Raw genomic sequence first — 26,567 nt, 5'->3', positions numbered from 1 at the left:
ACCGAGGGCGCGTCATGCGGGTGACCGAGGTCACCGTGGCCGACGGCGAGCCGCCGGTGCTGCTCGCCGTGGAACCGGCCGGTGCCCGCGACCCGGACGACGACCGGGCGCAGCTGTCCGAGACCGAGCGGGCGGCGACGGCGGCGATGGACGCCGTGCGCACCGAGGAGTTCGTGCGCGGCCGGTCGCTGCTGCGCCGGCTGGCCGGGTCCGTGCTGGACCTGCCGGGCCCCCGGGTGCCCCTCGCGCTCGAACCGGGCGGGCGGCCGTACCTGGCGGGGCTTCGGGCCGGTGTCTCCCTGTCGCACACCGAGGGGTGCACCGCCGCGGCCGTACGGCTGTCCGGTGCCGTCGGCGTCGATGTCCAGGCGCCGCCGCAGAGCGTCGACGACCGGCTCGTGCGGCGCTGTTGCGGTGACTGGGCCGAGCAGGTGCTGAGCCTGCCCGGCCCTTCGCGCGCCGCCGCCTTCGCGCGTGTCTGGGCGGTCCAGGAAGCCTGCGTGAAATCACTCGGCCAGGGCATCTTCGCCGAGCCCTGGCGTATCGCCGTAGCGCCCGACGCCGGGCGCGGACGCTGGGGCGAGGTGTCCTGGCGGTCCCTCCCCGAGGTGGCCTCCGCGGCCGTGGCCGTCGCGGCACCCTGCCCGATCTCGCCGATTCCCCACACATCCCCTGGAGTTGACGATGTCCGCACCTGATCCGTTGCCCGACGTGCTGCTGGCCATACCCGCGGTGATCCTCGCCTGTGGCGCGGGCGCGCGGCTGGCGCGCCGGGTGGGACAGCCGCCCGTCGTCGGTGAGATCGCGGCCGGTATCGCGCTCGGGCCGTCGCTGCTCGGCTGGCTCGCGCCGGACGCCCAGCACTGGCTGTTCCCCGCCTCGGCGATGCCGTACCTGTCGGTCCTGGGCAATCTGGGCCTGCTGGCCTTCATGTTCCTGATCGGCCTGGAGCTCGACCTCGGCACGCTGCGCCGGGCCCGGGGCGTGGCCGTCGCGGTGAGCGTGTCCAGCCTGGTCGTGCCCTTCGTCCTCGGCTCGCTGACCGCACTCGCCATGTACGAACGGCTCGCCGACGCACACCAGGACCGGCTCGCCTTCCTGCTGTTCATCGCGATCGCCATGAGCATCACGGCGTTCCCGGTGCTGGCCCGCATCCTGATCGACCGCGGCATGTACACGACTCCGCTCGGGACGGTCGCGATGGCCTCCGCGGCGGTCAACGACGTGTGCGCGTGGTGCCTGCTCGCGGTGGTGGCCGCCGTCAGCACCAGCAGCTCCCCGGACCAGGCGCTGACGACGGTGGCCGAGGCCGTGGGCTTCGCCCTGGCGATGGCCTACGTCGTCCGGCCGGTGCTGACGCGGCTGGCCGCCCGGGCCGGCCGGATCTCGGAGTCCATGGTGCTGGTGCTGGTGTTCAGCGGCGTGCTGCTGTCCGCGCTGGCGACCGACCGCATCGGCGTGCACGCCGTGTTCGGCGCGTTCCTGTTCGGCGCCATCACCCCGCGCGGCTCCGTGCCGATCGAGCGGGCCGCCGGCCGTATGCAGACCTTCGCGGTGCCCGTGCTGCTGCCGCTGTTCTTCGTCGGCACCGGCATGAACACCGACCTCACCCGGCTCGCCGGGAACGCGGAACTGTGGGGCTGGACCGCGCTGCTGCTCGCCGTGGCGATGCTCGGCAAGTGGGGCGGCAGCACCGGTGCCGCACGGCTCGCCGGACAGTCCTGGCGCAACGCGATGTCCATCGGCGCGCTGATGAACTGCCGGGGTCTGACCGAGCTGGTCGTCCTCAACGTCGGGCTCCAGCTGAAGGTGATCAGCATCGAGGTGTTCTCGATGCTCGTCGTCGTGGCCCTGGTCACCACGGCCGCCACCACGCCGGCCCTGGAGTGGTTCCGCGGGGACGGGCACGACGGGGAGAGCGCCGCGCCCGAGGCCGGCGGGAAGTCCGCCGAAAGCACCGAGGCGGACGGCGAACCCGCGGAGAGCACCGCGCAGGGCCGCCGGCTGCCGTGACACCCGCGGCACCGGCCCGCGGCAGACTCCCGGACAGCACCCGCCGGCTCCCGCCGGCCCCGCGGCCGTACCGCCGGGGTGCTGCGGGAACGACACGACGGCGGTGAACTCCCCCCGGGCGCAGGGCGGCGGCAGCCGGCGTGCATGCTGTCCACACTGTGGCAGGGGGCGTTCCCGTGGTCGCGGGCGGAGGTTTCACCCGTCGTCCGCCGGCACGCCGTGGACGGCGTGCCGTCCCTTGTCGCGGCGACGGCTTCCGGCCGTCCCGCCCTGCCGTGACGGCGGGCGATGCGGCAGGATCGATCAGGGGGCGGCCGGCCGGCCGCCCGACCCATCACCAGGGGAGACGAATCAGTGGCGGAGATCCCAGACCACACACCGATGATCCAGCTGCTCACCCCCGAGGGTGAGCGCGTCTCGCACCCCGACTACCCACTGGACATAACGGCCGAGGAACTGCGCGGCCTGTACCGCGACATGGCGCTCACAAGGCGCTTCGACGCGGAGGCCACGGCGCTACAGCGCCAGGGCGAACTGGGTCTGTGGGCCTCGTGCCTCGGCCAGGAGGCGGCACAGATCGGCTCGGGCCGGGCGACCCGGCCCGAGGACTACGTCTTTCCCTGCTACCGGGAACACGGCACGGCCTGGACGCGCGGGGTCGACCCGCTGCGGCTGATGGGCCTGTACCGCGGGGTGAACAACGGCGGCTGGGACCCGAACGAGAACAACTTCCACCTGTACACGCTGGTGATCGGCCCGCCGCTGCTGCACGCGGTCGGCTACGCGATGGGCGTGCTGCGGGACGGCGCCGACATGGCGGTGCTCTCCTACTTCGGCGACGGCGCCTCCAGCCAGGGCGACGTCGCGGAGGCGTTCACCTTCGCCACGGTCAACAACGCGCCGGTGGTGTTCTTCTGCCAGAACAACCAGTGGGCGATCTCCACGCCCACCTCGGTGCAGACCAGGCACCCGATCTACCGCCGCTCGGCCGGCTGGGGCTTCCCCGGGGTGCGGGTGGACGGCAACGACGTGCTGGCCTGTCTGGCGGTGACCCGGCACGCGCTCGACCGGGCGCGCGGCGGCGAGGGCCCCATGCTGATCGAGGCCTTCACCTACCGCATGGCCCCGCACGCCACGTCCGACGACCCGACGCGCTACCGCACCGACGCCGAACGGGCCGAGTGGGAGCGCCGGGACCCGATCGAGCGGCTGCGGCTGTACCTGGTCGAGTCGGGTCAGGCCGACGCGTCGTTCTTCGACGAGGTCGCCGAGGAGGGTGAGAAGCTCGCCCGCCGCGTCCGCGAGGGCGTCCGCTCCATGCCGGACCCGGCCCCGACGGATCTCTTCGACCACGTCTACGCCGAGGAGCACGCCGTGGTGGCGGAGGAGCGGGCCGAGTTCCTGGCCTTCCAGGAGTCCCTGGCGGCGGAGAACTGAGTCCCCCGGCCGCCGGCGCCCGTCACATCCGGCTCTTGACCGTGTCCGCGTACGTGTCGACGTACTCCTGACCGGACTGGGCCGCGATCGCGTCCGTGATCTCCCGGGTCACGGCGCGGCGGGCGCGGCGGTCGTCCTCCTGGCCGCGCCGGTCCGGGAACGAGAGCGGGGCGCCGAAGCGGGCGTCGAACGAGGCGACGTAGAGCCGCTTGGCGCCGACCGGGTGCACCCGCTCCGTGCCGGTCAGGCCGCACGGGATCACCGGCACCCCACTGCGCATCGCCAGCCATGCCGTGCCGGTGGTGCCCTTGTAGAGGCGGCCGTCCGGCGAGCGGGTGCCCTCGATGTGCACACCGACCCCCTTGCCCTCCGCCAGCAGCTTCAGGGACAGCTCCAGCCCGGCCATGGTGCCGGTGCCGCTGGTCTTGTCCACCGAGATCATGCCGACGCTGCGGAAGAACAGCCGCTGGAGCCGTCCCTTGAGGCCGGGCGACTCCAGCCAGCCCTGCTTGCCGATGAAATACAGAGGGCGCGGCACCAGCAGCGCGATGAAGATGGAGTCGAAGAAGGAGAGGTGATTGGCCGCCACGATGAACGGCCCACTCCGCGGTATGTTGCGCAGGCCCGTCACCCGGGGGCGGAGGATGAGTTTCAAGGGGACCAGGAGGACACGCCTCACCAGCATCCGAAACATGCACATGTCCTGTCTGCGTCAGGGCCATTCAGCGGTTTCCGATTTTAACCCGGCCCGCTTAAGGAATACTTAGCGACCGCTTTCGGGGCCGGGACCTCGACGCTTTCTCCAGTTTTCCGGCTAAACTCCGCTCATTCTCTGGCAGTTCTTTCTTACCCGACGTGAGAGACGAGGAAAGCCGTGTCCGAGGTCGTGACCCCTGATTCCGTACGTGCCTTCATAGAGCAGGAACTCGTCGATATCGGCGCCGAGCCGGAGGCCGTTTCGGACGACGTCTCGCTGGACGAGCTCGACATCGACTCACTGGCCGTCGTCGAGCTCGTCGCCTCGGTCAAGCGGCGGTTCGCCGTGGACATCCCCTTCGAGGACATCCCGCGCTCCAGCACGGTGGCGGAGGTGTGCGACCTGATCCGCGCCCGGGCCGCGGCGGCCTGAGCCCGGCGGTGCGCACCGCCGCCGTCCGTCACGGGCGTGCGTCGGGCGGCGCCGGCGCGCAGCGGCGGCGCTCCCACGGATACGCGGGCAACGCGAGGACGCGGCGCGGCAGTTCGGGGAAGCCGGGCGGCGCCGCCGCGTCCACGGCGGTGACCTCCGGACAGTCCCGGTCCTCGGCGAGGGCCAGCAGCGCCGCCCGCGCCTCGGCCCGGTCGGCGGCCGCGACCCGCACCCGGGTGGCCAGCGCCGCCCGCGCGTGGGTGAGGGTGTAGGCGAAGGCCGGGTAGTCCTCGTCCCCGACCGTGGCCAGCCGGTCCGCGAGCAGGGCCGCGTAGGCGCGCAGCGCGGCCGGCGTCCGGGCGGACACCTCGAACCCGGCGACCGTGACCGCCTCCGGGACGGCAGCGGCGTCGGCGGGGCCCAGGATCACATGGGTGTTGGTGCCGCTCATCCCGAACGAGCTCACCCCGGCGTACGCGCCCGCCCCGGCCGGCCAGGGCTCCAGCTTCTCCGGGATCCGGAAACCGGTGCCGCCGAAGTCGATCCGCGGATTGAGCGTGGTGAAGTGCGCCACGGGCGGTACGGCCCGGTGCCTGAGGCTCAGCACCGCCTTGAGCAGGCCGAGCACACCGGCGGCCGACTCGGCGTGGCCGAGGTTGGCCTTGGCCGAGCCGAGCAGCACGGGGGCCGCGCCCGCCGGCCGGCCCAGCGCCTCGGCGAGCGCCTCCACCTCGATGGGGTCGCCGAGCGAGGTGCCGGTGCCGTGTGCCTCCACGTACCCGATGTCCCCCGGGGACAGCGCGGCGTCGGCGAGCGCCCGCTCGATCAGCCGGGTCTGCGCCAGCACGTTGGGGGCGGTGAACCCGGAGGCGGCACCATCGTGGTTGACGGCCGATCCGTGGATCACCGCGAGCACCCGGTCGCCGTCGCGCACCGCGTCGGCCAGCCGCTTCAGGACGACGACACCGCAGCCCTCGGCGCGGGTGAACCCGTTGGCCGCCGCGTCGAAGGGGCGGCACACCCCGTCCGGGGAGAGCGCCCCGGTGCGGGCCACGAACTCGGTGCCCCGCGGGGACAGCATCAGGTTGACACCGCCGGCCAGCGCGATGTCGCACTCCCCCGCGGCCAGCGCCTGCCGGGCCATGTGCACCGCCAGCAGCGACGACGAGCACGACGTGTCGAGCGCGGCCACCGGCCCGGTCAGTCCGAGGGTGTGCGCGAGCCGGCCGGCCGCGAAGCAGTGGCCGTTGCCGGTGGCCCAGTACGCGTCGGGCTCGCCGGGCATCCACTCGCGGTAGTCCTGCCCGGTGACGCCCACGTACAGCCCGCAGGTCTGCTCCGCCGCGCGGGCCGCGGGGATGCCCGCGTCCTCCAGCGCCTCCCAGGCCACCTCCAGCAGCAGCCGGTGCTGCGGGTCGAGGGAGCGGGCCTCGCGCGGTGCGATGCCGAAGAACGGGGCGTCGAACTCCAGCACCTCGTCCAGGAACCCGCCCCGGTGCGGCACCTCGTCCCAGGCCGCGCCGAAGGGGTGCCGGCGCTGCTCGGGGATGGGCCGTACCGCGTCCGTCCCGTCGGCCAGCAGCCGCCAGTAGCCGTCCAGGTCAGCGACGCCGCCCGGGGCGCGCAGGCCCGCCCCGACCACCGCCACGGTCCGCCCGCCGCGCAGCGCGGCCAGTTCCTCGCGCAGCCCGCGGATGGTCTCCATGGCCCGGCTGATCGGCGTCGCCCGGCGTCCGGTGTCCCCGGCCGCGGCGGCGGTGTCCGGCACGGTCATCGCTCTTCTCCTTCCGCGGCTTGTGCGAGCCGCTCCGTGAGCACCTGGGCCAGGGGCCGCAGGCTGGCGTACGTCCACAGCAGCGTCGGCGACAGCCTCAGCCCGAACTCGGCCTCGAGGCGGTTGCGCAGTTCCAGGCTCATCAGCGAGTCCAGGCCCAGGGACTTGAAGGGGGTCTCCCGGTCCATGGAGTCCGCCGCGATGCGCAGCACCCGGCCGGCCAGTTCCCGTACCCGCTGTTCGACGAGTTCGGCGCGGTTGTCGGGCGGGCAGGCGGCGAACCGTTCCCGGAAGCCGCCGCCGGTGACACCGGTGTGCCGGCCGGTCGTCAGCAGCCCGCTCCAGCTGGGCAGGCCCGCCACCGCCGGGTAGGTCTCGACCCACCGCCGGGCGTCGAGCGACAGATGGCCCACGACCGTCTCCCCGTCCCGCAGGAAGCCCTCCAGGGCCTGCCAGGCGTCCGCCGCGGAGAAGGCGGCCATGCCGCGGTCCGCGAGGCGCGCGCCCCGGGCCTCGCTGCGGGCGGCCAGGCCGATCGCGTCGAAGGTGCCCCACTGCACGCTCAGCGCCGGGCGGCCCGCGTGCCGGCGGGCGGCCGCGAGGGCGTCGAGGTAGGTGTTGGCCGCCGCGTAGGCCGCCTGGCCGACGTTGCCGACCAGGCCGGCGGCCGAGGAGAACAGCACGAACAGGTCCAGCGGATCGTCCGCCGTCAGCCGGTCCAGGTGCCGGGCGCCGTCCGCCTTGGGCGCCAGCACCCGTTCGACCTGTGCGGCCGTCAGGTTCTCCACCACACCGTCGTCGAGGAGCCCGGCCGCGTGGAACACCCCGCGCAGCGGCGGGAGTTCGGCGCGCACCCGGTCCAGGGCGCGCTCCAGCGCGGCCGCGTCGGACACGTCCGCCCGCTGCACGCACACCGTGGTTCCGGCCGCGCGCAGCGCCTCGATGCGCGCGGCGGCGTCCGGGCCCGGCTCCGAACGGCCCAGCAGGGCGAGGGCGGTGGCCCCGCGCCCGGCCAGGTGCTCGGCGAGCGAGAGACCGAGGTCGCCCAGGCCGCCGGTGATCAGGTAGCCGCCGTCGGCGCGGAACCGGCCGTCCGGCAGTGGGTCCGCGACCACGCGGCGCACCCGGTGCGGCTCGTGCAGCACGAACTTGCCGATGTGGTCGCCGTGCGACATGGCGCGCAGCGCCTCGGCCGCCCGGTCGAAGCCGTACGACGTGACGGGCAGCGGCCGGATGCGGCCCGCGGCGACCTCGTCCCACACGGCGTGGAAGATCCGCGCGAACCGCTCCGGGCGGCGCATGACCAGTCCCTCCAGGTCGACGGCTGCGAAGCCGATGCCCTTGCGGAAGGTGCCCAGCTCCAGCCGGCGGCCGCTGTGGATGTCCTTCTTGCCGACCTCCACGAACCGGCCGTCCTCGGCGAGGACGTCGAGGCCGCGGGTCAGGGCGGCGCCGGTCAGGGAGTTGAGGACGACGTCGACGCCCCGGCCACCGGTGACCTCCAGTACGGCGTCGGCCCAGGCCAGGTCGCGGGAGTCGAAGACATGCTGCACACCGAGGTCGCGCAGGTGGGCGCGCTTCTCGGGGCTGCCCGCGGTGGCGATGACCTCGGCGCCGAGCAGCCGGGCGACCTGGACGGCGGCGAGGCCGAGGCCGCCGGCCGCCGAGTGGATCAGGACGTGTTCGCCGCGCTCCACCCGGGCCAGGTCGTGCAGTGCGTACCAGGCGGTGGCGGCGACCAGCGGCAGGGCGGCCGCGTCCGGCTCGGCCATCCCGTCGGGGATGTGCCGGGCGTGCGCCGCGCTGACGGTCAGGTGCGAGACCATCGCGCCGAACTTGCACGCCACGACCCGGTCGCCGACGCGGAAGCCGTCGGTGTCCGGGCCGACGGCGACGACCCGGCCGGCGCAGTCCCCGCCCAGCAGCTCCTTGCCGCCGGAGTCGTCGGGGTAGGTGCCCATCGCCTTCATCACGTCGATGAAGTTGAGGGAGGCGGCGTCCACCTCGATCTCGATCTCGCCGAGGCCGGGCGTGCGGCGCACGAGCGGCAGGAAGCGCAGCGAATCCCACTGGCCCGGCCGGGGGCCGGGGTGGAGCCGGAACGGCTGGCCGGCCGTGTACGCCACCGGGCCGCCGGCCTCGGCGGCCGGGGCCGCGACGCGCTCCAGCCGGCCCGCGAGCCGTCGGCCGCCGCGCAGCAGGACCTGGTCCTCGCGGCGTTCCAGGCGCAGTTCGCCGGCCACGGACGACGCCCAGCCGTCCTCCTCCGTCCGGTCGACGAGGGTGGCGGCGAGGCCGGGGTGCTCGCTGCGCAGGACCCGGGTGAAGCCCCAGTACAGGGCGGCGCCGGGGTCGGACGGCTCGTCGGTGTCCGCCGCCTGGGCCCGGGTGGTCAGCACGGTCAGGCGCGGTGCCGCCGGCCGGTCCAGGCTCGCGCCGACCAGCGCGGACAGCGCCGTCAGCCCGGCCCGCTGCGCGGGCTCGCCCGCGGCGGCCTCGGGGACGGCGAACACCACGTCGGTGACGGCTTTGGCCCGGCGCAGCACCTCGGCCCAGGCCCGGCGCTCGGCGGCGTCCGCGGCCGGCAGGGTGACCGCGTCGGCGCCCAGCGCCTCGGCGAGTTCGGTGACCAGGGCGGCGGCGGGCTCGGTCCCGCACACCAGCCACTGTCCCGGGGTGCCGGCCGGCTCGACCGGCCCGGTCTCGTGGAAGCTGAACCGGTGCACCCGCTCCAGGGCGGGGTCGGCTTCGCCGTCCAGGACCAGCGGGCGCAGCCGCAGCCCGGTCACCCGGACCAGCGGGCGCCGCTCGATGTCGTACAGCCACAGGTCGTAGCGGCCGTCGGGGCGGCGGCGGGCGTGCGCCCACAGCTCGGTGACCGCCTCCGGCAGGCCGGGCAGCAGGTCCACCCGGTCGACGGCGACCGGGACGACCGTGCCGGTGTCGCCGCACAGCGGGAGCGTCAGCTGAAGCGCGCCGTCCCACAGCGCCGGGTGGAGCGTGTAGCGACGGGCGCCGGGCCGGCTGCGCTCGTCGAGCCGGAGCAGACCGAGGACCTCGTCGCCGGTGGTGTACAGCTCCCGCACGGTCTGGAACGCGGGCCCGTAGTGCAGGTTCCGGCCGGCGCAGGCGGCGTAGAAGGCGTCCGGGTCCGAGGCGGCGGCGTCCAGCAAGGGCTCCGGGAACCCGGCGGCGGCCGGGGCCTCGTGCGCGTACGAGACGCGGACCGCGCTGTGCCGGGTCCAGGTGTCGGCGCCGGACGGCAGCGACAGCAGGTCGAGGCCGGCGCCGTCGGCGGCGTCCTCGCGCCAGACGGCGCCGAGGCGCAGCGCGTCGTCGGCGAGCGTCATGTCCCGCTCCAGGGCGAGACCGCGCAGCGCGGCCGGCAGGCCGCCGGTGCGTCCGGCGGCGGTGCCCAGGCAGAGTTCGATGGCGGCCGCGGCGGGCACGACGACGGCGTCGTGCACCCGGTGGTCGGTGAGCCAGGGGTGGGCGACGGTGTCCAGGTCGAGCGTGCCGTGCCAGGTGTCGGCCTCGGCCGGCGCCGGCGCGAGCGGGAAGGCGAAGGCCGCCGTGCGGCCCGTGGGGCGGCGGGCGGAGTCCACCCAGTGCCGCTGCCGCTGCCACGGATACGGCGGTACGTCCGCCTCCCGGTCCCGGGGCGGCTGACCGAAGGGGGCGAGCCCCGACACGTAGGCCCGGGCGAACGACTCGGCGAGGTCGGCGGGGGCGCCCCGGTCGCGGTGCAGGGTGCCCTGGACGGCGGGCGGTTCGGGGCGCGCGGCGACGAGCTGCTCCAGCGCCGGCACCAGCACCGGGTGGGCGCTGATCTCCACGACGTGGGTGACGCCCTGGTCGAGCAGCGTGCCGATGGCGTCGGCGAACAGCACCGGCCGGCACAGGTTCTCCACCCAGTACGCGGCGTCCATCTCCGGTCCGCGCAGCAGCTGGGTGCGCACCGTCGACATCAGCGGCGTCTCGGCCCGGTGCGGGCGGACGGGGGCCAGGACGCGGTGGAGTTCGCCGGTCAGGTCGGCCATGAGCGGGCTGTGGGAGGCGTAGTCCACGTCGACCAGGCGGCAGAACGTGCCGTCGGCCTCCAGGAGTTCCTTCAGCAGCAGCACCGAGTCGGTGTCGCCGGACAGCACGCAGGAGCGGGGCCCGTTGTGCACGGCCAGCGCCACGCTGTCCTCGAAGCCCTCCAGCGCGGCCCGCGCCGCCTCGGCGTCCAGGTCGACGGCGAGCATGCGGCCGGTGCCCGCGCTGGTGCGCAGCAGGACGGCGCTGCGCAGGGCCACGACGAGCGCGGCGTCCTCCAGGGAGAGGATCCCGGCGACGGTCGCGGCGGCGATCTCGCCCTGGCTGTGGCCGACGACGACGTCCGGTTCGACGCCCGCGGCCCGCCAGGTCGCGGCGAGCGCCACGGAGACGGCCCACAGGACCGGCTGCACGATGTCGACGCGCTTCATCCACGCGTCTCCGGCGCCCCCGGCGACGACATCGGTCAGATCCCAGTCGACGTGCGGGGCCAGCGCCGCGGCGCAGCGGTCCAGGGTGGCGGCGAAGACCGCGTCGGCGGCGTACAGCCGGCGGCCCATCGCCGCCCACTGCGAGCCCTGTCCGGGGAAGACGAACGCGGTACGGCCGTGCGCCCGGGCCCGGCCGGTGACGACACCGGGCACGTCGCCGTCGGGGTCGGCGGCGAACTTCTCCAGCAGGGCTGCCAGCTCACCGGCGTCGGTGGCCACCGCGCCGGCCCGGAACGGGAAGTGGTCACGCTGGTGGCCGAGGGCCCCGGCCAGGCGGCGCGGGTCGGCGCCGGGCCGCTGGAGCACCTCGCCCAGCTCGCGGGCCCGCTGCACGAGCGCGGCCTGGGTGTGGCCGCTGAGCGGCAGGACGAACGGCGCCGCCGGGTCCACGGACGGCTCCGGGCCGGCGGCCCGGGCGGGCGGTGGGCCGGTGATCACGGCATGGGCGTTGGTGCCGCCCCAGCCGAAGGAGCTGACGCCCAGGTAGACCGGGCCGTCCTCGGGCAGCGGCAGGGGTTCCCGGACGACGTGCAGGCCGAGTTCGTCGAAGGGGATGTCCGGGTTGAGCTCGGCGGAGTGCAGTCCGGGCGGGATCACGCCGTGCCGCAGGGCGAGGACCGCCTTGAACAGTCCGGCGAGCGCGGCGACGGGCTCCAGGTGGCCGATGTTGGACTTCACGGAGCCGACGGCGAGCGGGCGGCCGGCGCGCTCCGGGGCCTGTCCGAGCACCTTGCCGAGGGCCGCCGCCTCGGTCGGGTCGCCGCGCCGGGTGCCGGTGCCGTGGGCCTCGACGTAGGCGACGCGGTCCAGCGGGATGCCGGAGCCCTCCTCGTAGACCCGGCGCAGCAGGTCCTCCTGGCCCTGCGGGCTGGGCGTCACCAGGCTCTCGCCGCCGCCGTCGTTGTTGGCGGCGGTGCGGACGATGACGGCGTGCACCCGGTCGCCGTCCCGCCGGGCCTGGTCGAGCCGCTTGAGGTAGACGGCGGCCACGCCCTCGCCGCGGACGAACCCGTCGGCGGTGGCGCCGAAGGCGCTGCACCGGCCGTTCGCGCCCAGCCCGCCGAAGTGGGTCAGCCCGATCGTCACGTCCGGGGTGAGCATGAGGTTGGCGGCGCCGACCAGGGCGCCGTCCACGTCACCGGACCGGATCGCCTGGCAGGCCAGGTGCAGCGCGACCAGCGAGGAGGAGCAGCCGGTCTCCAGGGTGAGGCTGGGGCCGGTCAGGCCGAGGAAGTAGGAGATGCGGGCCGAGAGCATGTCCAGGGCGTTGCCGGCCGTGGAGTGCTGGGTGGGGGCCGCGCCGCGCTGGGTGCGCAGCAGCTCGTAGTCGTGCCAGAGTCCGCCGAAGTAGACGCCGGTGCGGGAGCCGCGCAGCGCCGAGGCCGGGATGCCCGCGTCCTCCAGGGTGCGCCAGGTGGTCTCCAGCATCAGCCGCTGCTGGGGGTCCATCACCTCGGCCTCGCGCGGCGAGATGCCGAAGAACGCGGGGTCGAACTGGTCGACGTCCTCCAGGAATCCGCCGACGTCCTGGATCTTCTTCTCCGGGTCCAGGACGTCCTGGGCGTTCCAGCGGTCGGCCGGGACGGGGCGTATCGCGTCGACGCCGTCCATCAGCAGACGCCAGAACCGGTCCACGTCCGGGGCTTCGGGGAAACGCCCGGCCATCCCCACGATGGCGATCGGCTCTGCCGGATCCTGCTTCATTTCCTACCTCTCGTCACCCGGCGGCCGGTGCCCGGTCCGGGACGTTCGTCAGTTCCCCGCGGCCGCGGCACGGGTGTCGGGCCGGCGCAGCAGCACGGCGGCCGCGGCGGGCCGCCGGTCCGTGGTCAGGACCAGGGCGGCCGTGGTGCCGGGGCGCCGCTCGGGTACGGCGGTCACCGCGAGCCGGGGCAGCGCTGGGTCCCGGTCGGCGGCCCCCGGGGTGGGCGGTGTCAGGTCGGCGTCCAGCGCCCGTGCGGTCAGGGCGACCTGGAGCAGTGTGGTGGCGCCGGCGCAGTCGCCCAGGGCGCCGCCGGCCGCGAAGGCGGGGGTGTCCGCGCCGAACACCTGGTGCAGGGCGTGCGCCTCGACCCGGTCGACATCCGCGCAGCCGACCGCCGAGGAGCTGAGGAGCCCGATGTCACCCGGGGTGAGACCGGCCTCGGCCAGGACGGTGTCGACGGCGCGGACCGCCGCCCGGCCGTCCGTGTCGTCCGGGTGGCCGAGCCCGGTGCGCACGGCGGCGACCTCGGCGTGGACGCGGGCACCGCGCGCGCGGGCCCGTCCGGCGTCCTCCAGGACGAGGACCACGACGGCCTCGCCGGGCAGCGGACCGGTGCGGCCGGCGGCGAACGGGGCCGCCGCGTCGGCGCTCCGGCCGGCCTGGGCGTCCAGGGCGAGCGGATCCAGTACGTCCACCACCGCGGCCAGCACCGCCTCGGCCTGGCCGGTGCGCAGCAGGTCGGCCGCCACCGTCAGGGCCTCCGCGCCGGAACACCGGCCGGCCGTGACGGTGACGACGGGGCCCTGGGCGTCCGCGGCGATGGCGAGGTCGGAGACGGCGGCGTTCAGGCTGCCCTGCGGGCCGGCGTAGGGGCTGACCAGGTCCACGCCGAGGGTGAGTCCGTCGTGCAGGACCTGGAGATAGCCGGTCAGGCCGGCGCCCGCGGTGCCGAGGACGACGCCCACGTCCTCGGGGGCGGGTCCGTCGCCCGCCGTCCGGGCGGCGTCGAGGCCCGCGTCCCGCCAGGCCAGCAGGCCCGCCCGGGACACCAGCAGCGACTCGCGGCTGAGCGCGCGCAGCCGCCGCCGGGCGAAGGCGGGCACGTCGGACAGGTCGTCCTCGAGCGCGGCGGCCGGCGCCGGCTCCGGCCCGGGGTACAGCCCGGCCGCCGGGACCGCGGTGGTGCGGGCCGTACGGCCCGCCAGCAGCGCCTCCCAGGTGGCGTCCAGGCCCGCGCCGAGCGCGCTCGCCAGCCCGATGCCGGTGATGGCGACCGGTGTGCTCATGCCGTGCTCCTTCCGGTGCCCGGACGGGTGAACACGGTGCAGGCCGTGTTGCCCCCGAAGCCGAAGGCGTTGTTGACGACGACGTCCAGTGCCGCTTCCCGGGCCGATCCGTGGACGAGGTCGACGGCGCACTCGGGGTCCGGCTCGACGAGGTTGGCGGTGGGCGGGACGACGCCGTCGCGCAGCGCCAGCACACAGGCCACCGCCTCGATCGCGCTGGCCGCGCCCTGGGTGTGGCCGAGCGCCCCCTTCAGGGAGGAGACGGCGGGGCCGTGCTCCCCGAAGACGCTGCGTACGGCCGCCGCCTCGACGCTGTCGTTGGAGGGGGTGCCGGTGCCGTGCGCGCTGATGTAGCCGACCCGGTCGAGCGGGGTGCCGGCCAGGGCCAGGGCCCGTTCCATGGAGCGGCGGGCGCCGCGGCCGTCCGGGTGCGGGGCCGTCATGTGGTGGGCGTCGCAGGCGGACGCCCACCCGGCGAGTTCCGCGTAGATGCGGGCCCCGCGCCGGCGGGCGTGCGCGTAGGACTCCAGGACCAGCGCGGCGGAGCCCTCGGAGACGATCAGTCCGGACCGGTTGCGGTCGAACGGCCGCAGGGCGTCGTCGGTGAGGGAGCGGAGGCTGGCGAACATCATCATGATGCCGGCGGACAGCTCGTCCGCGCCGCCCGCGATCATCACGTCGGCCCGGCCGGCGCGGATCGCCTCGGCGCCGTAGGCGAGGGCGCTGTTGCCCGACGCGCAGGCGGTCGCCACGACCGCGCTCGGCCCGAGGAAGCCGTGCTGCCGGGCCACGGCGTCTGCGAGCCCCACGACCGGCCGGGGCCGTGCGGCCCGGGGGCCGGTCGTGCCGGGGCCGGCCGGTGCCGCGCCGCGGTGGAACCGCGTGACGTCCGGCTCCAGTCCGGCGCGGTTGCCGAGGAGCGTGCCGAAGCAGACGCCGGAGCGGGCCGGGTCGGACGGGAACGGGTCGAGTCCGGCGTCGGTGGCCGCCGCCGAGGCGGCGGCCATGGCCAGCCGGGTGACGCGGTCGCCGTCGCCGCGCGGGGCGACGACGTCCCGTACCTCGCCGGCCAGCCGGCCGGGGAAGTCGGCGGCGTCCGGCCGCGTCAGCGCAAGGGTGCCCACGTCGCCCCGTACCGCGGCGTCCCAGAAACCCTCCAGCGTCGACCCGATCGGGGTGAGAACGCCGAGGCCGGTCACCACCACGCGGGTGGGGCGGTCCACCACTGCCATCACCTGTGCTCCGTACTTCCTCAGATGCCGATTCCGCCGTCGATCCGGATGACCTGGCCGGTGATGTAGGCGGCGCGGTCCGAGGCGAGGAAGGCGACCGCGTCGGCCACCTCCTCGGCCGTGCCGGTCCGGCGCAGCGGGATGTCGGCGAGGACCTTCCGGCGTGTCTTGTCGTCCAGTCCGGCGGTCATGTCCGTCTCGATCAGGCCCGGCGCGACCACGTTGACGCGGATGCCGAACCGGGCCACCTCCTTCGCCAGCGACTTGGCGAAGCCGACGATCCCGGCCTTGGAGGCGGCGTAGTTGGTCTGCGAGGCGTTGCCCCGCAGGCCGGCCACGGAGGACACGTTGACGATCGAGCCGCCGCGGTTGCGCATCAGGGACATGATCGCCGCCTGGCACACGGTGTACGTCCCCGTCAGGTTGGTGCCGACGACCGCGTCCCAGTGCTCCTGGCCCATCACGGCCAGCGGCATGTCCCGGACGATGCCGGCGTTGGTGACCAGCGTGTCGATGCCGCCGAGGAGTTCCTCGGTCCGCTCCAGCCACGCGCGCACCGCCGCGCCGTCCGTCACGTCCACCGCGGCGCCGTGCACTCGCACGCCGTGCTTCTCCGCGAGCCGCTCCAGGTCGGCTGCGTCGGCGGGCTCGGTGCGGCAGCAGTAGCCGACGTCGTATCCGTCGGTCAGGAGACGCTCGACCACCGCGCGGCCGATGCCGCGCGAGCCGCCGGTGACCAGGGCCGTGCGAGTGCCGGCGGACATCAGGCGGCCTCGAGCTGCTCGGCGAGCAGGTCGTAGGTCTCCTTGAGCGAGCGCACCTTCTGGAGGTTCGACTCGGCCAGCTTCACCTGGTACTTGCGCTCCAGGCGGACCAGGATCTCCAGCGCCAGCAGCGAGTCGACGTCGAGGTCCTCCTTGAAGTCCGCGGTGTCGGTGACCTCCTCGACGTCGACGTCCACGATCTCGGCGATGGTGGCGCGCAGGTCTTCCAGGTCCAGGGTGGTGGGCTCGGGCATGGTGGTTCCTCCGTCGTGCTGATAAGGCGGGGTGGTGCGAGGCCGGGGGCCGGCCGGTCAGACGAGGCCTTCGCCGCCGTCGACGTCGATGACGTTGCCGGTGATCCAGGAGGAGTCACTGGCGGAGAACATGACGACGGCCTCGGCGACGTCCTCGGGGGTGGTGATCCGGCCGTGCGGGTTGGCCTCCCGGGCCCGCTGGGCGAGCGCGTCGCTGCCGGGGATGCGGATCAGGGCCGGGGTCATGGTGAGTCCGGCGCGCAGCGCGTTGACCGCGATGCCGGACGGCGCCAGCTCGACGGCCAGCTGCCGGACGTGGGAGGCGAGCGCGGACTTGGCCGCGGACACGGCGCCGTAGCTGGGCATGACCCGGCCGTCGCCGCGGCTGGTCAGCGCGAACACCTTGGCGCCGCGGCCCAGCAGGCCCGCGGTGTACAGGTCGCGCACCCAGTAGACGAGGCTGTGGCCCATGACGTCGACCGTCATGTCCATCTGCCGGGGCGTGATGACGTCCGGCTGTCCCTCGGTGGGGATGAACGGGAGCAGGCTGCCGAAGGCGAGCGAGTGCAGCACCACGCGCACCCCGTCCGGCCCGGTCAGCTCGGCGAGCCGCGCGGTCACCTCGGCGCGGGACTCGGCCTTCGCGGCGTTGACGTTGTGGAACGACGCCTGGACGCCGAGGGCGCGCACCTCCTCGGCGAGCGCGTCGGCCTCCTCCTGCTGGGCGGCGGTGCCGAAGTAGACGCCGCAGACGTGGGCGCCCTCACGGGCCATGGCGAGCGCGGTGGCCCGGCCCATGCCGCTGGAGGCGCCGAGTATCAGGCACCACGAACCCTTGACGGATGACAGCATGCTCTTCCTCTTGCTCTGGGTTGCTCTGTGGGTGGTTCGGTACGGCTCAGCGGGCGTCGACGGCGGCGAAGGCGAGGTTGCCCTCCCCGGAGGCGACCACCACCGCCTCGGGTGCCGGCCGGTCCGGGCGCAGCGCGTGTGCCAGCAGCCGCAGGGGGGCCAGCGCGCCCGCGTGCACCGCGGTGACCGCGTCCGTGACCCGGGTCGTACCGCCGCACCAGTCCCGCACCGCGTCCGCGGCCGTGCGGGCCGTGGGCGAGCCGTCGGTGACGAGGTGGACGGCCGCCGGGGGCGCCGGGCACACCCCGTCCAGCGCGGCCCGCACCATGCGTCCGGCCCGGTCCCGGCCGGCCGGGGTGCCGGCGGCGCGGGGCGGCAGGAAGCGCAGCGCGGTCCTGACCACCGTGTCGCCCGCGGCGCCGGCGGGCCGCAGGAGCAGCAGCACGGCGCCGGTCTCGGGCACGGCGTCGCCGGCCCGCGGGTCGGGTGCCTCGGCGCCGCCCGCGAGGACCACGTCGCCCCGTCCGGCGGACAGTGCGCGGGCGGCCAGGTGCACGGCCTCCAGACCGGCCACCCGCGGTGACGTCACGGTCAGGTTGAAGCCCTTGAAACGGTGCTCGGTGGACAGCTTCGCCGCGACGAGGTTCACCGAGAAGAACGGCACGGTCATGGGGCTGAGCCCGTCGATGCCGTCGCCGCCCACGGCGCGCACGATGTCGTCGTGCAGACCGGCCACGGCGCTGTTGGTGCCGACCACGACCCCGCGCCGCTCCTCGGCGTGCCGCTCCGGCTCGTCGCCGGACGCGGCCAGCGCGTCCCGGGCGGCCGCCAGCAGGTAGTGGCAGGACTCGGGCAGATACCGGTAGCCGCGCCGCCCGAGCCGGACCTTGGGGTCGAACCACCGTCCGTCCGGCGGAAGCGGGTCGGGCGGTACGACGATCCCGGCGGCGGCGACGACCGCCTCGGCCACCGTGTCACGAGCCGTCACGGTTCTCACCCCCGAACACCAGCGACACGTTGCTGCCGCCGAAGGCATAGGCGTTGACCAGCACCTGAGGCTGTTCGAGGGGCACGGGCGCGGCGGTGGGCAGCCACACCGGGCACTCCGGGTCCTGCCGGTCGGGTGCGATGTTCGCGGGGACGACGCCGTGCCGGGTCATGAGCGCGGCGGCGACGACGGCGAACGCGGCGGCGGCGCCCGCGGTGTGCCCGATGAACGCCTTCAGGCTGAACAGCGGCACCCGGTCCAGGTGGGCGCCGAGCACCTCCCGCAGCACCCGGGTCTCCACGACGTCGTTGTGTGCGGTCCCGGTCCCGTGCGGCACCACGCAGCCGACGGCCGCGGGATCGGCCGCGGCCTCCGCGAGGGCCTCGCGGGCGGCGCGGACCAGCTGGCCGCCCTCCGGGTCCGGGGCGGTGAGGTGGTGGGCGTCACAGCTCCACGCCGTGCCGCGCAGCCGGCCGTACGACGCCCGGCCCGCGGCCGCCCGCGCCGACTGCACCACGAGCATCGCGGCGCCCTCCCCGAACACGGTGCCCCGGCGCTCGGCGTCGAACGGCCGGCACCGCTCGGGGTCGTTGGCCCCGAGCCGGCTGAAGCTCGCCAGCGGTGCCCAGGCCAGTGCCTCGGCGCCGCCGACCAGCACGGTGTCGGCCTCGCCCCGGCTCACCAGGTCCATGGCGACCGACAGGGCGTAGCCGCTGGCGGCGCAGGCGTTGCCGATGGTCATGTTGGTGCCGAAGGCGCCGAGTTCCCCGCCGACCGCGGAGGCGAGGCGGAACACCGGCGTCCAGTGGCCGGCCCGTTCGGTCAGCGCGTCGCGTTCCCCGCTCTCGCCGGCCGCGGTGCCGATCACCACCGCCATGTCCGCGATCTCGTCGTCGGTCAGTCCGGCGTCGGCCACGGCCTGCCGGGCCGCGTGCAGCGCGAACCGGCTCGCGCGGCCGTCCGGTTCACCGGACCGCGCGGACCACTGCGGCCCGTCCGGCACCTGGTAGGCGAGGACGTCGGGGACCAGCTCGGTCAGTCCGGCCACCGGTGCCGGGCGCGGGACGGCCGAGGTCAGGCCGTGCCAGAACGCGTCGACGCCGGTGCCGAGGCAGCTGACCGCGCCGAGCCCGGTGACCAGCACCTCGGGCGTGCGAGTGGCCGTCATGCTCCGCTCACCTCCGTGGTCGTGGCGGGCCGCGGGAGGCAGTCGGCGGCGAATCCGTCGACGGCGTCGGCGAAGGGACGCGGCTGTTCGGTCATCGGGAAGTGGCCGCAGTCGTCGAACAGGCGCAGCCGTCCCTGCGGCAGGGCGCCGGCCAGGGCGACGGCGTCCTCGGGCGGCGCGAACCGGTCGGCCCGGCCGGCCGTCACCAGGACGGGCAGGTCCAGCGCCGCCGTGTCGAGGAACGGGCTGCGCAGATAGCTGTCGTAGAAGCGGAGCCAGCCGTAGGGGCCGACCTGGTCGCGGATCAGCAGTGCCATGTCACGGCGCAGTTCCGCGTCCAGCGGCCGGGTCGAGCCGAGGCTCAGCGCCTCGTCGAAGACGTCCTGGAAAATGCCCAGATAATGCTGGGCGGTGTCCCAGTGGAAGTGTGCGGGATCGCGCCGGTGGAAGGGCGAGACCACGACGAGCGCGCCGGGGCGTGCGTCGCGGGGAGCGGCGGCCAGGTGTTCCAGCGCCAGGAGCGCGGAATAGGAGTGGGCGATCAGCAGGTCGACACCGCCGGGCACCTGCTCCAGGGCGGTGCCGATCCAGTCGGCCGGATTCCCCCGCCGGCTCCACTCCGGCCCGCCGGCCTGCCCCCAGGGGAGGTCCGCGGTCCACACCTCGGTGCCGCAGGCGGCGAGTTGCGCATAGGCGCGCCAGGTCGTCGCGGTGGCCGCCAGCCCGTGCAGGGCCAGGGCGCGCACGGGGCGGCCGGAGGCCGCGTCCCGGGCCTTCCGGACGACGACATGACTGGCGCTCATGGGTACCCCGCTCACGATTCATAGGCGAGCCGGGGCCTTTGTCGTACGACCGCTGAGCGCCCGGCCGTTGGAGCATAAGGAATTACGGTTAACCCTCACTTAACGACGGATTGGGATGGCCCGGCGCGGCCTTGCGGGCAAGTCTCCGTTGCCCTCGAAAGGAATTCGTAAGCCAGTCTTAAGAGCCCCGAATTACGGTTCCGGAAGAACCGAGGAGGAGCCCCGATGCTCGACAGAGTGATAGACCGGCTACACGATCCCGCGGTGTACGCGCTCCCAGCCATGGCACTGCTGATCGTCATCGAACTGCTGGCGATCAAGTACGGCGACGACCCGGACGACCGGCAGGGCTACGATCTGCGCGACCACCGGGCGAGCATCCTCACCGGCATCGGGGCGCTGGTCTCGTCCACGCTCCTGCGGACCGTGGCGCTCGCGCTGTACCTGCTGGTCTACGAGTACGTGGCGCCCTGGCACCTGTCGTCGACGGCGTGGACGACCTGGTTCGTCGTCTTCTGGGGCGTGGAGTTCCTGCTGTACTGGTACCACCGCGCCGCCCACGCGATCCGGCTCATCTGGGCCGGTCACCAGGTGCACCACTCCAGCCAGTACCTGAACCTGTCGACGGCGCTGCGCCGCAAGTGGGCGCAGTGGTTCGAGAAGATGGTCTGGCTGCCGCTGCCGCTGCTCGGCGTCCACCCCGCCCTGGTGTTCACGATGCACTCCGTGCACCTGCTGTGGGGCCTGTTCGCGCACACCGAGAAGATCGGCAAGCTGCCCCGCCCCATCGAGTACGTCTTCGTGACGCCCTCGCACCACCGGGTGCACCACGGCAGCGACCCGGAGTACCTGGACAAGAACTTCGGCAGCATCCTGATCATCTGGGACCGCATCTTCGGTACCTTCCAGCCCGAGCTGCACCGGCCGACGTATGGCCTGACCAAGCAGATCAACACGTACAGCATCTGGAAGATCCAGCTGCACGAGTTCGCGAACATGGTGCGCGACGTGCGCGGCGCCAGGACGTTCCGGCACAAGCTCGGCTACGTCTTCGGTCCGCCCGGCTGGCAGCCGGCCGAGGACACCGGTTCCGCCCCGAGCGGACGCACCGAGCCGAACGCCGCCCCGATGGAAGTGCCCGGAGTCGCCACGTGACAGGCTCACCCGCCGCGCCGGACGCTCCGGCCGGGCCGGCGACGGCGCCGGCCGTCCGGCGCGGCCTGCGCGGCCACCCCTGGCTGACCGTGGTCACGCTGTCGGTGGGCGCGATGATGGTCTCGCTGGACGGGACCATCGTCACGGTCGCGCAGCCGGCCATGCAGGCGGACCTGCACACGGACCTCACCGGGGTCCAGTGGGTCACCGACGGCTATCTGCTGGCCGTCGCCGCCCTGCTGATCGCCGCGGGCCGGCTCGGCGACCGCTTCGGGCACCGCACGGTGTTCCTGGCGGGCGCCGCCGGTTTCACCGCGTCGTCGGTGGCCATCGGCATGGCCTCGGACCTCGGCTGGGTGGTCGGACTGCGGGTGGTGCAGGGCGTCTTCGGGGCGCTGATGCAGCCCGCCACGCTGGGGCTGCTGCGCAGCGCGTTCCCGCCCGACCGGCTCAACCTGCCGATCGCGGTGCGCAGCGCCGTCATCGCCGCGTCCACCGCGGCCGGCCCGGTGGTCGGCGGCCTGCTCGTCGAACACGCCCACTGGGGCTGGGTGTTCTTCCTCAACGTCCCGCTGGGCGCCGTCGCCCTGGTGCTGGGCGTCACCGTCCTCGGCGACGTGCGCGACGAGGCCGCGGGCGGCCGCCTGGATGTGGCCGGCATGCTGCTGGTGGCCGGTGCCCTCGGCTCCCTGGTGTGGGGCCTGGCCGTGGTGGCCGACGCCGGCGGTACGGCCCCCCGGGCGCTGCCGTTCCTCGCGGTGGGCGCCCTGCTGGGCGGCGGCTTCGTCTGGTGGGAGCGGCGCGCCGGGGATCCCCTGGTGCCGCCGCGGATGTTCCGCTCGGCGCCGTTCACCTCGGGTGTCGTCACGATGGCCGTGATGGGCTTCGTGATGGTCGGCGCGCCGTTCGTACTGGTCTTCTACCTCCAGCACGTGCTCGGCCTGTCCCCCGCCGACTCCGGGATCCGTGTCCTCGCCCTGACCCTGCTGATGATCGTGGGCGCGCCGCCCGCGGCGATCTGGATCGGCAAGGCGGGCCCGCGGATCCCGGTGGCACTGGGTCTGGCCGTGATCACCGCGGCCATGTGCGCGCTGGCCGGACTCGACGCGGATTCCGGCACGCTGCACACGACCCTGTGCTTCCTGCTGCTGGGTGCCGGCTTCAGCCCGGTCATGGTGGGCGGCACCAAGCTGGTCATGGCCAACGCCCCGAAGGAGCTGTCGGGGGTGGCCGGCGGACTCCAGCAGACGGCCATGCAGATCGGCGGCAGCCTCGGCATCGCGGTCGTGAGCGCCGTCGTCATGACGGTCACGGCGGACCGGCTGCCGTCCCGGCTGTCGGCCGCGGGGTTCCCGCTGCCGGCCGGCCGGACCGACGAGGCCGTGCGGTCCGTGGCCGTCGGGCTGTCGCCCGACCTCGGCACCGGCTCGGCAGCCGGCACGGCCGTGGAGCGCGTCGCGCAGTCGGTCTTCCTCGACGGAATGCACTACGCGCTCTGGGCCACAGCCGTGGTGGCGGCGCTCGGGGCCGTCGTCGTGATGCGGGCCAGGCGGGACTGAGTCCGCGTTCCACACCCTGTTCCGGACGGCATTCCCGTTCGGAATTCCCTTTCGCCAACCACTGTATTCAGGGCTGCCCCAATGGTGCTGCGCCGCCCTGTCCCCCGCTAGGAGAATTCGGCATGGGTGCCGCTACGACAGAAAACCATCGGGCGCCGGAGGTCTCGGCCGCGCGCCGGCTCCGCGAGCTGTTCGCCCGGCCCGGGGCGGTCCGGCTGGCCGGCGCCCACAATCCGCTGGGCGCCCGGCTCGCCGAGCGCGCCGGATTCGACGGCGTCTGGTCGAGCGGCCTGGAGGTCTCGGCCTCGCAGGGCGTGCCCGACACCGACATCCTGACGATGAGCGAACTGCTCGGCGTGGCCTCCTCACTGGCCGCCGCGGTGAACGTCCCGGTGGTGGCCGACTGCGACGCCGGGTACGGCAACGCGCACAACGTGATGCACATGATCCGGCGCTACGAGGCGGCCGGCATCGCCGCGGTCTCCATCGAGGACAAGCGGTTCCCGAAGGTCAACAGCTTCATCCCGGGCCGTCAGGAGCTGGCCCCGGTCGGCGAGTTCTGCGGCAAGCTGGCCGCGGCCAAGGAGGCGCAGCGCACCGAGGACCTCGTGGTCATCGCCCGGATCGAGGCACTGATCGCGGGCTGGGGCATGGACGAGGCGCTCTCCCGCGGCGAGGCGTACGTCCGCGCGGGCGCCGACGCCGTGCTGATCCACGCCAAGGGCTCCTCGCCGGAGCCGATCCTGGAGTTCCTCTCCCACTGGAGCCTGCCGGTCCCGGTGGTCGTGGTCCCGACGACCTACCACACCATCACGGCCACCGAACTCGCCGAGGCGGGCGCCAAGATGGTCATCTACGCCAACCACGGGCTGCGGGCCGGCATCACGGCCATGACCGACACGTTCGCGCAGATCCTGCGGGACGACCGGACCACCGGCCTGGAGGACCGCATCGCGCCTCTGGCCACCGTCTTCGACCTCCAGGGCATGGCCGTGCAGAAGCGGCACGAGGCGGAGTTCATCACCTCCTACGAGAGCCGCCCGCGCGCCGTCGTGCTGTCCGGCCCCGCCGAGACCGCCGTGCCGTCACTGCGCGAGCACCAGGCCGCGGCGCTGCGCCGGTGCGGCGCCGAGGACGTCACCGTGGCGGGCGCGCCGGACGGGCCGTCCGCCGTGGAGGCCCTCCTCACCCTGCCCGAGATCCACCACGGGCCCACCCTGGTCGTCTCCGGTGACGTGCTCGTGGAGAGCGAGCCGCTGCGGCTGCTGGCGGCGTCCGGCGCCGACGTCGCCGTCCTCGCGGACGTGTCCGCGGCGCCCCGGCGCGCGGACGCGGTGCCGCTGACGCTGGGCTCGGTCGCGCACGGCGGCCGCCGGCTCGTCGGCGGCGGGTCCGGCGACGTCGTGGCGGTCGGGGGTGCGCAGGCGGACGCGGAGTTCGCGGGTGCGGCCGTCTTTTCCGCGCGGGGTCTGGCCGCCCTGCGCGAGGCGGCCGAGAAGCGGCGTGCCGACGCCGCGCCGGCCACCCTGGGCGAGCTGATCGCCGACCTGCTCGACGCCGGGGTGCGGGTCCGCGCGGTCGAGATCGCCAGCGGCTGGCTGGAGCTGCGCACCGCGGACGACGTGCGCCACGCCACCGCGCTGCTGCCGGAGACGGAGGCGGGACGGTGAGCTCTTCCGCCCCGGGTCCCCTCCCGGCGCACGGTGTCGTCGCCCTGCTCAAGGAGCGCGGCCTCGGACCGTTCACCGGTGTGCCCTGTTCCTTCCTCGGCCCGGTCATCAGCTGCCTGGAACAGCAGCATCCGCAGGACTACGTCATCTGCGCCAACGAGGGCGAGGCGGTGGCCATCGCGGCCGGCGCGCGGCTGGCCGGCCGTACCCCGGTGGTCATCCTCCAGAACTCCGGGCTCGGCAACGCTGTCAACCCGCTGACCTCGCTGTGCCACACCCTGCGGGTGCCGGTCCTGCTGCTGGTCACCTGGCGCGGCCGCCCCGGGCAGCCGGACGAGCCGCAGCACGAGCTGATGGGCTCGATCACCCCGGAGATGCTCACGTCGATGGGCATCCGCAACGAGGTGCTGCCCGGGACCCTCCCGGAGCTGGCGGACCGGCTGGACGCGGCGCTCGCGCACATGGCCGACACCCGGCTGCCGTTCGCCTTCGTCGTGCCCAAGGGCGCCATCGCCCCCCACCCGGCCGCCGCGCCCGCCGGGCCGGACCCGCGCGCCGACCTCATGCTGCGCGCCGAGGCCATCGCCCAGGTGGTCGAGGCCATGGACCCGGCGACCCTGCTGATCGCCACCACCGGCAAGACCGCGCGCGAGCTCGAGCGCGACTTCGACCGGCCGGAGAACCTGTACGTCGTCGGGTCCATGGGCTGCGCCTCCAGCGTGGCCCTGGGCGTGGCGCTGCACACGCAGGACCGGCCGGTCGCGGTCCTCGACGGCGACGGGGCCGCACTGATGCGCCTGGAGGCCATGGCGGCGATCGGCCGCGAGACCCGGACCGCTCTCGCCCACATCCTCCTCGACAACGAGGCGTACGAATCCACCGGCGGCCAGCCCACCGCCTCGGCGGGCGTGGACTTCTGCGCCGTCGCCGCCGCGAGCGGCTACCGCGCCACCCACGACGTGGCGGACGCGGAGCAGCTGCGTGCCGCGGTACGCCGCGCCCAGGCGGAGGGCGGCGCCCAGCTCATCCGGGTGCGGATCAGGCCGGGTTCGGACCCCGGTCTGGGCCGGCCCGCGCTCCGGCCGCCGCAGTCGGCGGCCCGTTTCATGGAGGTACTCGCGTCATGACCGCTTCCGTACCCCCGCTCGCGGCCACGGCCGCCGGGCAGCCGGTGCTGATGAACCCCGGTCCCGTCGTCCTGGACGACCGGGTCCGCGCCGCGCTCGCCGGGCCCGACCTGTGCCACCGGGAGCCGGAGTTCTCCGACCTGCTCACCCGCATCCGGCACAAGACGACCCTGGTGGCGGGCGGCACTTCCGCGCACACCTCGGTGCTGTTGACCGGGTCGGGCACCTCGGCCGTGGAGGCCGCGATCAGCTCGGCCGTCCCCGAGGGTGGCGGGCTGCTCGTCCTCGACAACGGCCACTACGGCGAGCGGTTCGCGCACATCGCCGCCGCGCACGGCATCCGCGCCCACCGGCTGGAGCTGGGCTGGGGCACGCCGCTGGACCCGGAGCCGATCGAGCGGGCGCTGGCCGCGGACCCCGGGCTCACGCACATCGGCGTGGTCCACCACGAGACCAGCACCGGCATGCTCAACGACGTCGCCGCGGTGGCCCGGATCGCCCACGCCCACGGTTGTGAGGTGATCGTCGACGCGGTCAGCAGCGTCGGAGCCGAGCGGATCTCGCTGGCCGAGGACGGCGTCGACTGGCTGGCCGGTTCGGCGAACAAGTGCCTGGAGGGCGCCCCGGGTCTGGCGTTCGTCAGCGCCACGAGGGCGGCGTTCGAGGCGCTGGCCGGCCGGCCGCGCCGCACCTACTACCTGGACCTGCACCGGCACTACGCGGCCCAGGAGAACGGTCTGCCGGCGTTCACGCCCGGCATCCCGGCCTGCTACGCCTTCGAGGCGGCGCTCGACCTCGCGCTCGCCGAAGGGCGGGAGGCCCGGCACGCCCGGTACGCGGCGCTCGCCGAGCAGCTGCGTGCGGGCCTGCAGGCGCTCGGTCTGGAGCTGCTGCTGCCGCCCGGGCAGCGGGCGGTGGGGCTGACCGCGCTGCGGCTGCCCGCCACGACCGGCTACGAGGAGCTGCACCGGCGGCTGCGCGCCGCCGGGTTCGTCATCTATCGCGCGCAGGAGCGGCTGGCCGCGGACCACTGGCGGCTGTCGACCATGGGCCGGATGACCTCGGCCGACATCGACCGCTTCCTGGCCGCGCTGGCGGACATCCTGCGAGACAGCTGAAAAG

The 26,567-nt window shown here is 74.6% G+C and carries 20 protein-coding genes; 9 read left to right on the top strand and 11 right to left on the bottom strand.

Going from position 1 to position 26,567, the window contains the following annotated elements; translation table 11 throughout:
* Window positions 1-14: 14 nt before the first annotated feature.
* From ACZ7DL_RS05625 to pdhA, 3 genes are all read left to right on the top strand, one after another.
* A complete protein-coding gene (locus tag ACZ7DL_RS05625; protein ID WP_470771621.1) occupies window positions 15-698 on the top strand; it encodes a 4'-phosphopantetheinyl transferase family protein in 684 nt (227 codons plus the stop codon).
* Window positions 685-2,013, top strand: coding sequence for a cation:proton antiporter domain-containing protein (locus ACZ7DL_RS05620; protein ID WP_470771620.1), 1,329 nt, complete (start codon window positions 685-687; stop codon window positions 2,011-2,013). Before ACZ7DL_RS05625 ends, ACZ7DL_RS05620 begins: the two co-directional genes overlap by 14 nt.
* 288 nt (window positions 2,014-2,301) lie before the next feature.
* A complete protein-coding gene (gene pdhA / locus ACZ7DL_RS05615) occupies window positions 2,302-3,450 on the top strand; it encodes a pyruvate dehydrogenase (acetyl-transferring) E1 component subunit alpha (RefSeq protein WP_470771619.1) in 1,149 nt (382 codons plus the stop codon).
* Between the two features lie 22 nt (window positions 3,451-3,472).
* Here the strand turns inward: pdhA and ACZ7DL_RS05610 are convergent, their stop codons facing one another.
* Window positions 3,473-4,105, bottom strand: coding sequence for a lysophospholipid acyltransferase family protein (locus ACZ7DL_RS05610; protein ID WP_470771618.1), 633 nt, complete (start codon window positions 4,103-4,105; stop codon window positions 3,473-3,475).
* Window positions 4,106-4,324: 219 nt separating this feature from the next.
* Here ACZ7DL_RS05610 and ACZ7DL_RS05605 point away from each other — a divergent pair, with 219 nt between their 5' ends.
* The gene (locus ACZ7DL_RS05605; protein WP_470771616.1) at window positions 4,325-4,579 is read left to right on the top strand and encodes an acyl carrier protein; all 255 of its coding nucleotides are present in this window, start codon (window positions 4,325-4,327) and stop codon (window positions 4,577-4,579) included.
* Between the two features lie 28 nt (window positions 4,580-4,607).
* Here the strand turns inward: ACZ7DL_RS05605 and ACZ7DL_RS05600 are convergent, their stop codons facing one another.
* Genes ACZ7DL_RS05600 through ACZ7DL_RS05555 form a run of 10 tightly spaced genes read right to left on the bottom strand, consistent with a single transcriptional unit; the run spans window position 4,608 to window position 19,934 of the window.
* The gene (locus ACZ7DL_RS05600) at window positions 4,608-6,353 is read right to left on the bottom strand and encodes a beta-ketoacyl [acyl carrier protein] synthase domain-containing protein (RefSeq protein WP_470771615.1); all 1,746 of its coding nucleotides are present in this window, start codon (window positions 6,351-6,353) and stop codon (window positions 4,608-4,610) included.
* Window positions 6,350-12,586 (bottom strand): type I polyketide synthase, encoded by a 6,237-nt coding sequence (locus tag ACZ7DL_RS05595; RefSeq protein ID WP_470771613.1) that lies wholly within the window; start codon window positions 12,584-12,586, stop codon window positions 6,350-6,352. The genes ACZ7DL_RS05600 and ACZ7DL_RS05595 overlap by 4 nt, the downstream gene beginning before the upstream one ends.
* A gap of 48 nt (window positions 12,587-12,634) precedes the next feature.
* Complete coding sequence (locus tag ACZ7DL_RS05590) at window positions 12,635-13,873, bottom strand: beta-ketoacyl synthase N-terminal-like domain-containing protein (RefSeq protein ID WP_470771611.1); 1,239 nt, start codon at window positions 13,871-13,873, stop codon at window positions 12,635-12,637.
* Window positions 13,870-15,105 (bottom strand): beta-ketoacyl-[acyl-carrier-protein] synthase family protein, encoded by a 1,236-nt coding sequence (locus ACZ7DL_RS05585; RefSeq protein ID WP_470771610.1) that lies wholly within the window; start codon window positions 15,103-15,105, stop codon window positions 13,870-13,872. Before ACZ7DL_RS05585 ends, ACZ7DL_RS05590 begins: the two co-directional genes overlap by 4 nt.
* Window positions 15,106-15,125: 20 nt before the next feature.
* Window positions 15,126-15,869 carry a 3-oxoacyl-ACP reductase FabG gene (fabG, locus tag ACZ7DL_RS05580; protein ID WP_470771609.1) on the bottom strand — a complete coding sequence of 248 codons (744 nt, stop codon included), beginning with the start codon at window positions 15,867-15,869 and terminating at the stop codon, window positions 15,126-15,128.
* Window positions 15,869-16,123, bottom strand: a complete 255-nt coding sequence (locus ACZ7DL_RS05575) for an acyl carrier protein (protein WP_470771608.1) — start codon at window positions 16,121-16,123, stop codon at window positions 15,869-15,871. The genes fabG and ACZ7DL_RS05575 overlap by 1 nt, the downstream gene beginning before the upstream one ends.
* A 57-nt stretch (window positions 16,124-16,180) precedes the next feature.
* Window positions 16,181-16,975, bottom strand: coding sequence for an SDR family oxidoreductase (locus ACZ7DL_RS05570; RefSeq protein ID WP_470771607.1), 795 nt, complete (start codon window positions 16,973-16,975; stop codon window positions 16,181-16,183).
* 46 nt (window positions 16,976-17,021) lie between these two features.
* Window positions 17,022-17,963, bottom strand: coding sequence for a beta-ketoacyl synthase N-terminal-like domain-containing protein (locus ACZ7DL_RS05565; protein ID WP_470771606.1), 942 nt, complete (start codon window positions 17,961-17,963; stop codon window positions 17,022-17,024).
* Entirely contained in the window at window positions 17,950-19,131 is a 1,182-nt protein-coding gene (locus tag ACZ7DL_RS05560) for a beta-ketoacyl-[acyl-carrier-protein] synthase family protein (RefSeq protein WP_470771605.1), read from the bottom strand. Before ACZ7DL_RS05560 ends, ACZ7DL_RS05565 begins: the two co-directional genes overlap by 14 nt.
* Window positions 19,128-19,934, bottom strand: coding sequence for an alpha/beta fold hydrolase (locus ACZ7DL_RS05555; RefSeq protein ID WP_470771604.1), 807 nt, complete (start codon window positions 19,932-19,934; stop codon window positions 19,128-19,130). Before ACZ7DL_RS05555 ends, ACZ7DL_RS05560 begins: the two co-directional genes overlap by 4 nt.
* A 225-nt stretch (window positions 19,935-20,159) precedes the next feature.
* Here ACZ7DL_RS05555 and ACZ7DL_RS05550 point away from each other — a divergent pair, with 225 nt between their 5' ends.
* From ACZ7DL_RS05550 to ACZ7DL_RS05530, 5 genes are all read left to right on the top strand, one after another.
* Entirely contained in the window at window positions 20,160-21,089 is a 930-nt protein-coding gene (locus tag ACZ7DL_RS05550; RefSeq protein ID WP_470771602.1) for a sterol desaturase family protein, read from the top strand.
* The gene (locus ACZ7DL_RS05545) at window positions 21,086-22,648 is read left to right on the top strand and encodes a DHA2 family efflux MFS transporter permease subunit (RefSeq protein WP_470771601.1); all 1,563 of its coding nucleotides are present in this window, start codon (window positions 21,086-21,088) and stop codon (window positions 22,646-22,648) included. Before ACZ7DL_RS05550 ends, ACZ7DL_RS05545 begins: the two co-directional genes overlap by 4 nt.
* Window positions 22,649-22,770: 122 nt before the next feature.
* Complete coding sequence (locus ACZ7DL_RS05540) at window positions 22,771-24,318, top strand: isocitrate lyase/phosphoenolpyruvate mutase family protein (RefSeq protein WP_470771599.1); 1,548 nt, start codon at window positions 22,771-22,773, stop codon at window positions 24,316-24,318.
* Window positions 24,315-25,445 carry a phosphonopyruvate decarboxylase gene (gene aepY, locus ACZ7DL_RS05535; RefSeq protein ID WP_470771598.1) on the top strand — a complete coding sequence of 377 codons (1,131 nt, stop codon included), beginning with the start codon at window positions 24,315-24,317 and terminating at the stop codon, window positions 25,443-25,445. Before ACZ7DL_RS05540 ends, aepY begins: the two co-directional genes overlap by 4 nt.
* Complete coding sequence (locus ACZ7DL_RS05530; RefSeq protein ID WP_470771597.1) at window positions 25,442-26,563, top strand: 2-aminoethylphosphonate aminotransferase; 1,122 nt, start codon at window positions 25,442-25,444, stop codon at window positions 26,561-26,563. Before aepY ends, ACZ7DL_RS05530 begins: the two co-directional genes overlap by 4 nt.
* Window positions 26,564-26,567: the final 4 nt, after the last annotated feature.

This window comes from Streptomyces sp. NPDC036984 (assembly GCF_055607665.1).
This window is presented reverse-complemented; position numbering and strand designations above follow the sequence as displayed.

Bases quoted from the DNA above. Each gene is read 5' to 3' on its own strand.
- ACZ7DL_RS05625 (WP_470771621.1), top strand. From the start codon at position 15: ATGCGGGTGACCGAGGTCACCGTGGCCGACGGCGAGCCGCCGGTGCTG.
- ACZ7DL_RS05620 (WP_470771620.1), top strand. From the start codon at position 685: ATGTCCGCACCTGATCCGTTGCCCGACGTGCTGCTGGCCATACCCGCG.
- pdhA (WP_470771619.1), top strand. From the start codon at position 2,302: ATGCGGCAGGATCGATCAGGGGGCGGCCGGCCGGCCGCCCGACCCATC.
- ACZ7DL_RS05600 (WP_470771615.1), bottom strand. From the start codon at position 6,353: ATGACCGTGCCGGACACCGCCGCCGCGGCCGGGGACACCGGACGCCGG.
- ACZ7DL_RS05595 (WP_470771613.1), bottom strand. From the start codon at position 12,586: ATGAAGCAGGATCCGGCAGAGCCGATCGCCATCGTGGGGATGGCCGGG.
- ACZ7DL_RS05590 (WP_470771611.1), bottom strand. From the start codon at position 13,873: ATGAGCACACCGGTCGCCATCACCGGCATCGGGCTGGCGAGCGCGCTC.
- ACZ7DL_RS05585 (WP_470771610.1), bottom strand. From the start codon at position 15,105: ATGGCAGTGGTGGACCGCCCCACCCGCGTGGTGGTGACCGGCCTCGGC.
- fabG (WP_470771609.1), bottom strand. From the start codon at position 15,869: ATGTCCGCCGGCACTCGCACGGCCCTGGTCACCGGCGGCTCGCGCGGC.
- ACZ7DL_RS05575 (WP_470771608.1), bottom strand. From the start codon at position 16,123: ATGCCCGAGCCCACCACCCTGGACCTGGAAGACCTGCGCGCCACCATC.
- ACZ7DL_RS05570 (WP_470771607.1), bottom strand. From the start codon at position 16,975: ATGCTGTCATCCGTCAAGGGTTCGTGGTGCCTGATACTCGGCGCCTCC.
- ACZ7DL_RS05560 (WP_470771605.1), bottom strand. From the start codon at position 19,131: ATGACGGCCACTCGCACGCCCGAGGTGCTGGTCACCGGGCTCGGCGCG.
- ACZ7DL_RS05555 (WP_470771604.1), bottom strand. From the start codon at position 19,934: ATGAGCGCCAGTCATGTCGTCGTCCGGAAGGCCCGGGACGCGGCCTCC.
- ACZ7DL_RS05550 (WP_470771602.1), top strand. From the start codon at position 20,160: ATGCTCGACAGAGTGATAGACCGGCTACACGATCCCGCGGTGTACGCG.
- ACZ7DL_RS05540 (WP_470771599.1), top strand. From the start codon at position 22,771: ATGGGTGCCGCTACGACAGAAAACCATCGGGCGCCGGAGGTCTCGGCC.
- ACZ7DL_RS05530 (WP_470771597.1), top strand. From the start codon at position 25,442: ATGACCGCTTCCGTACCCCCGCTCGCGGCCACGGCCGCCGGGCAGCCG.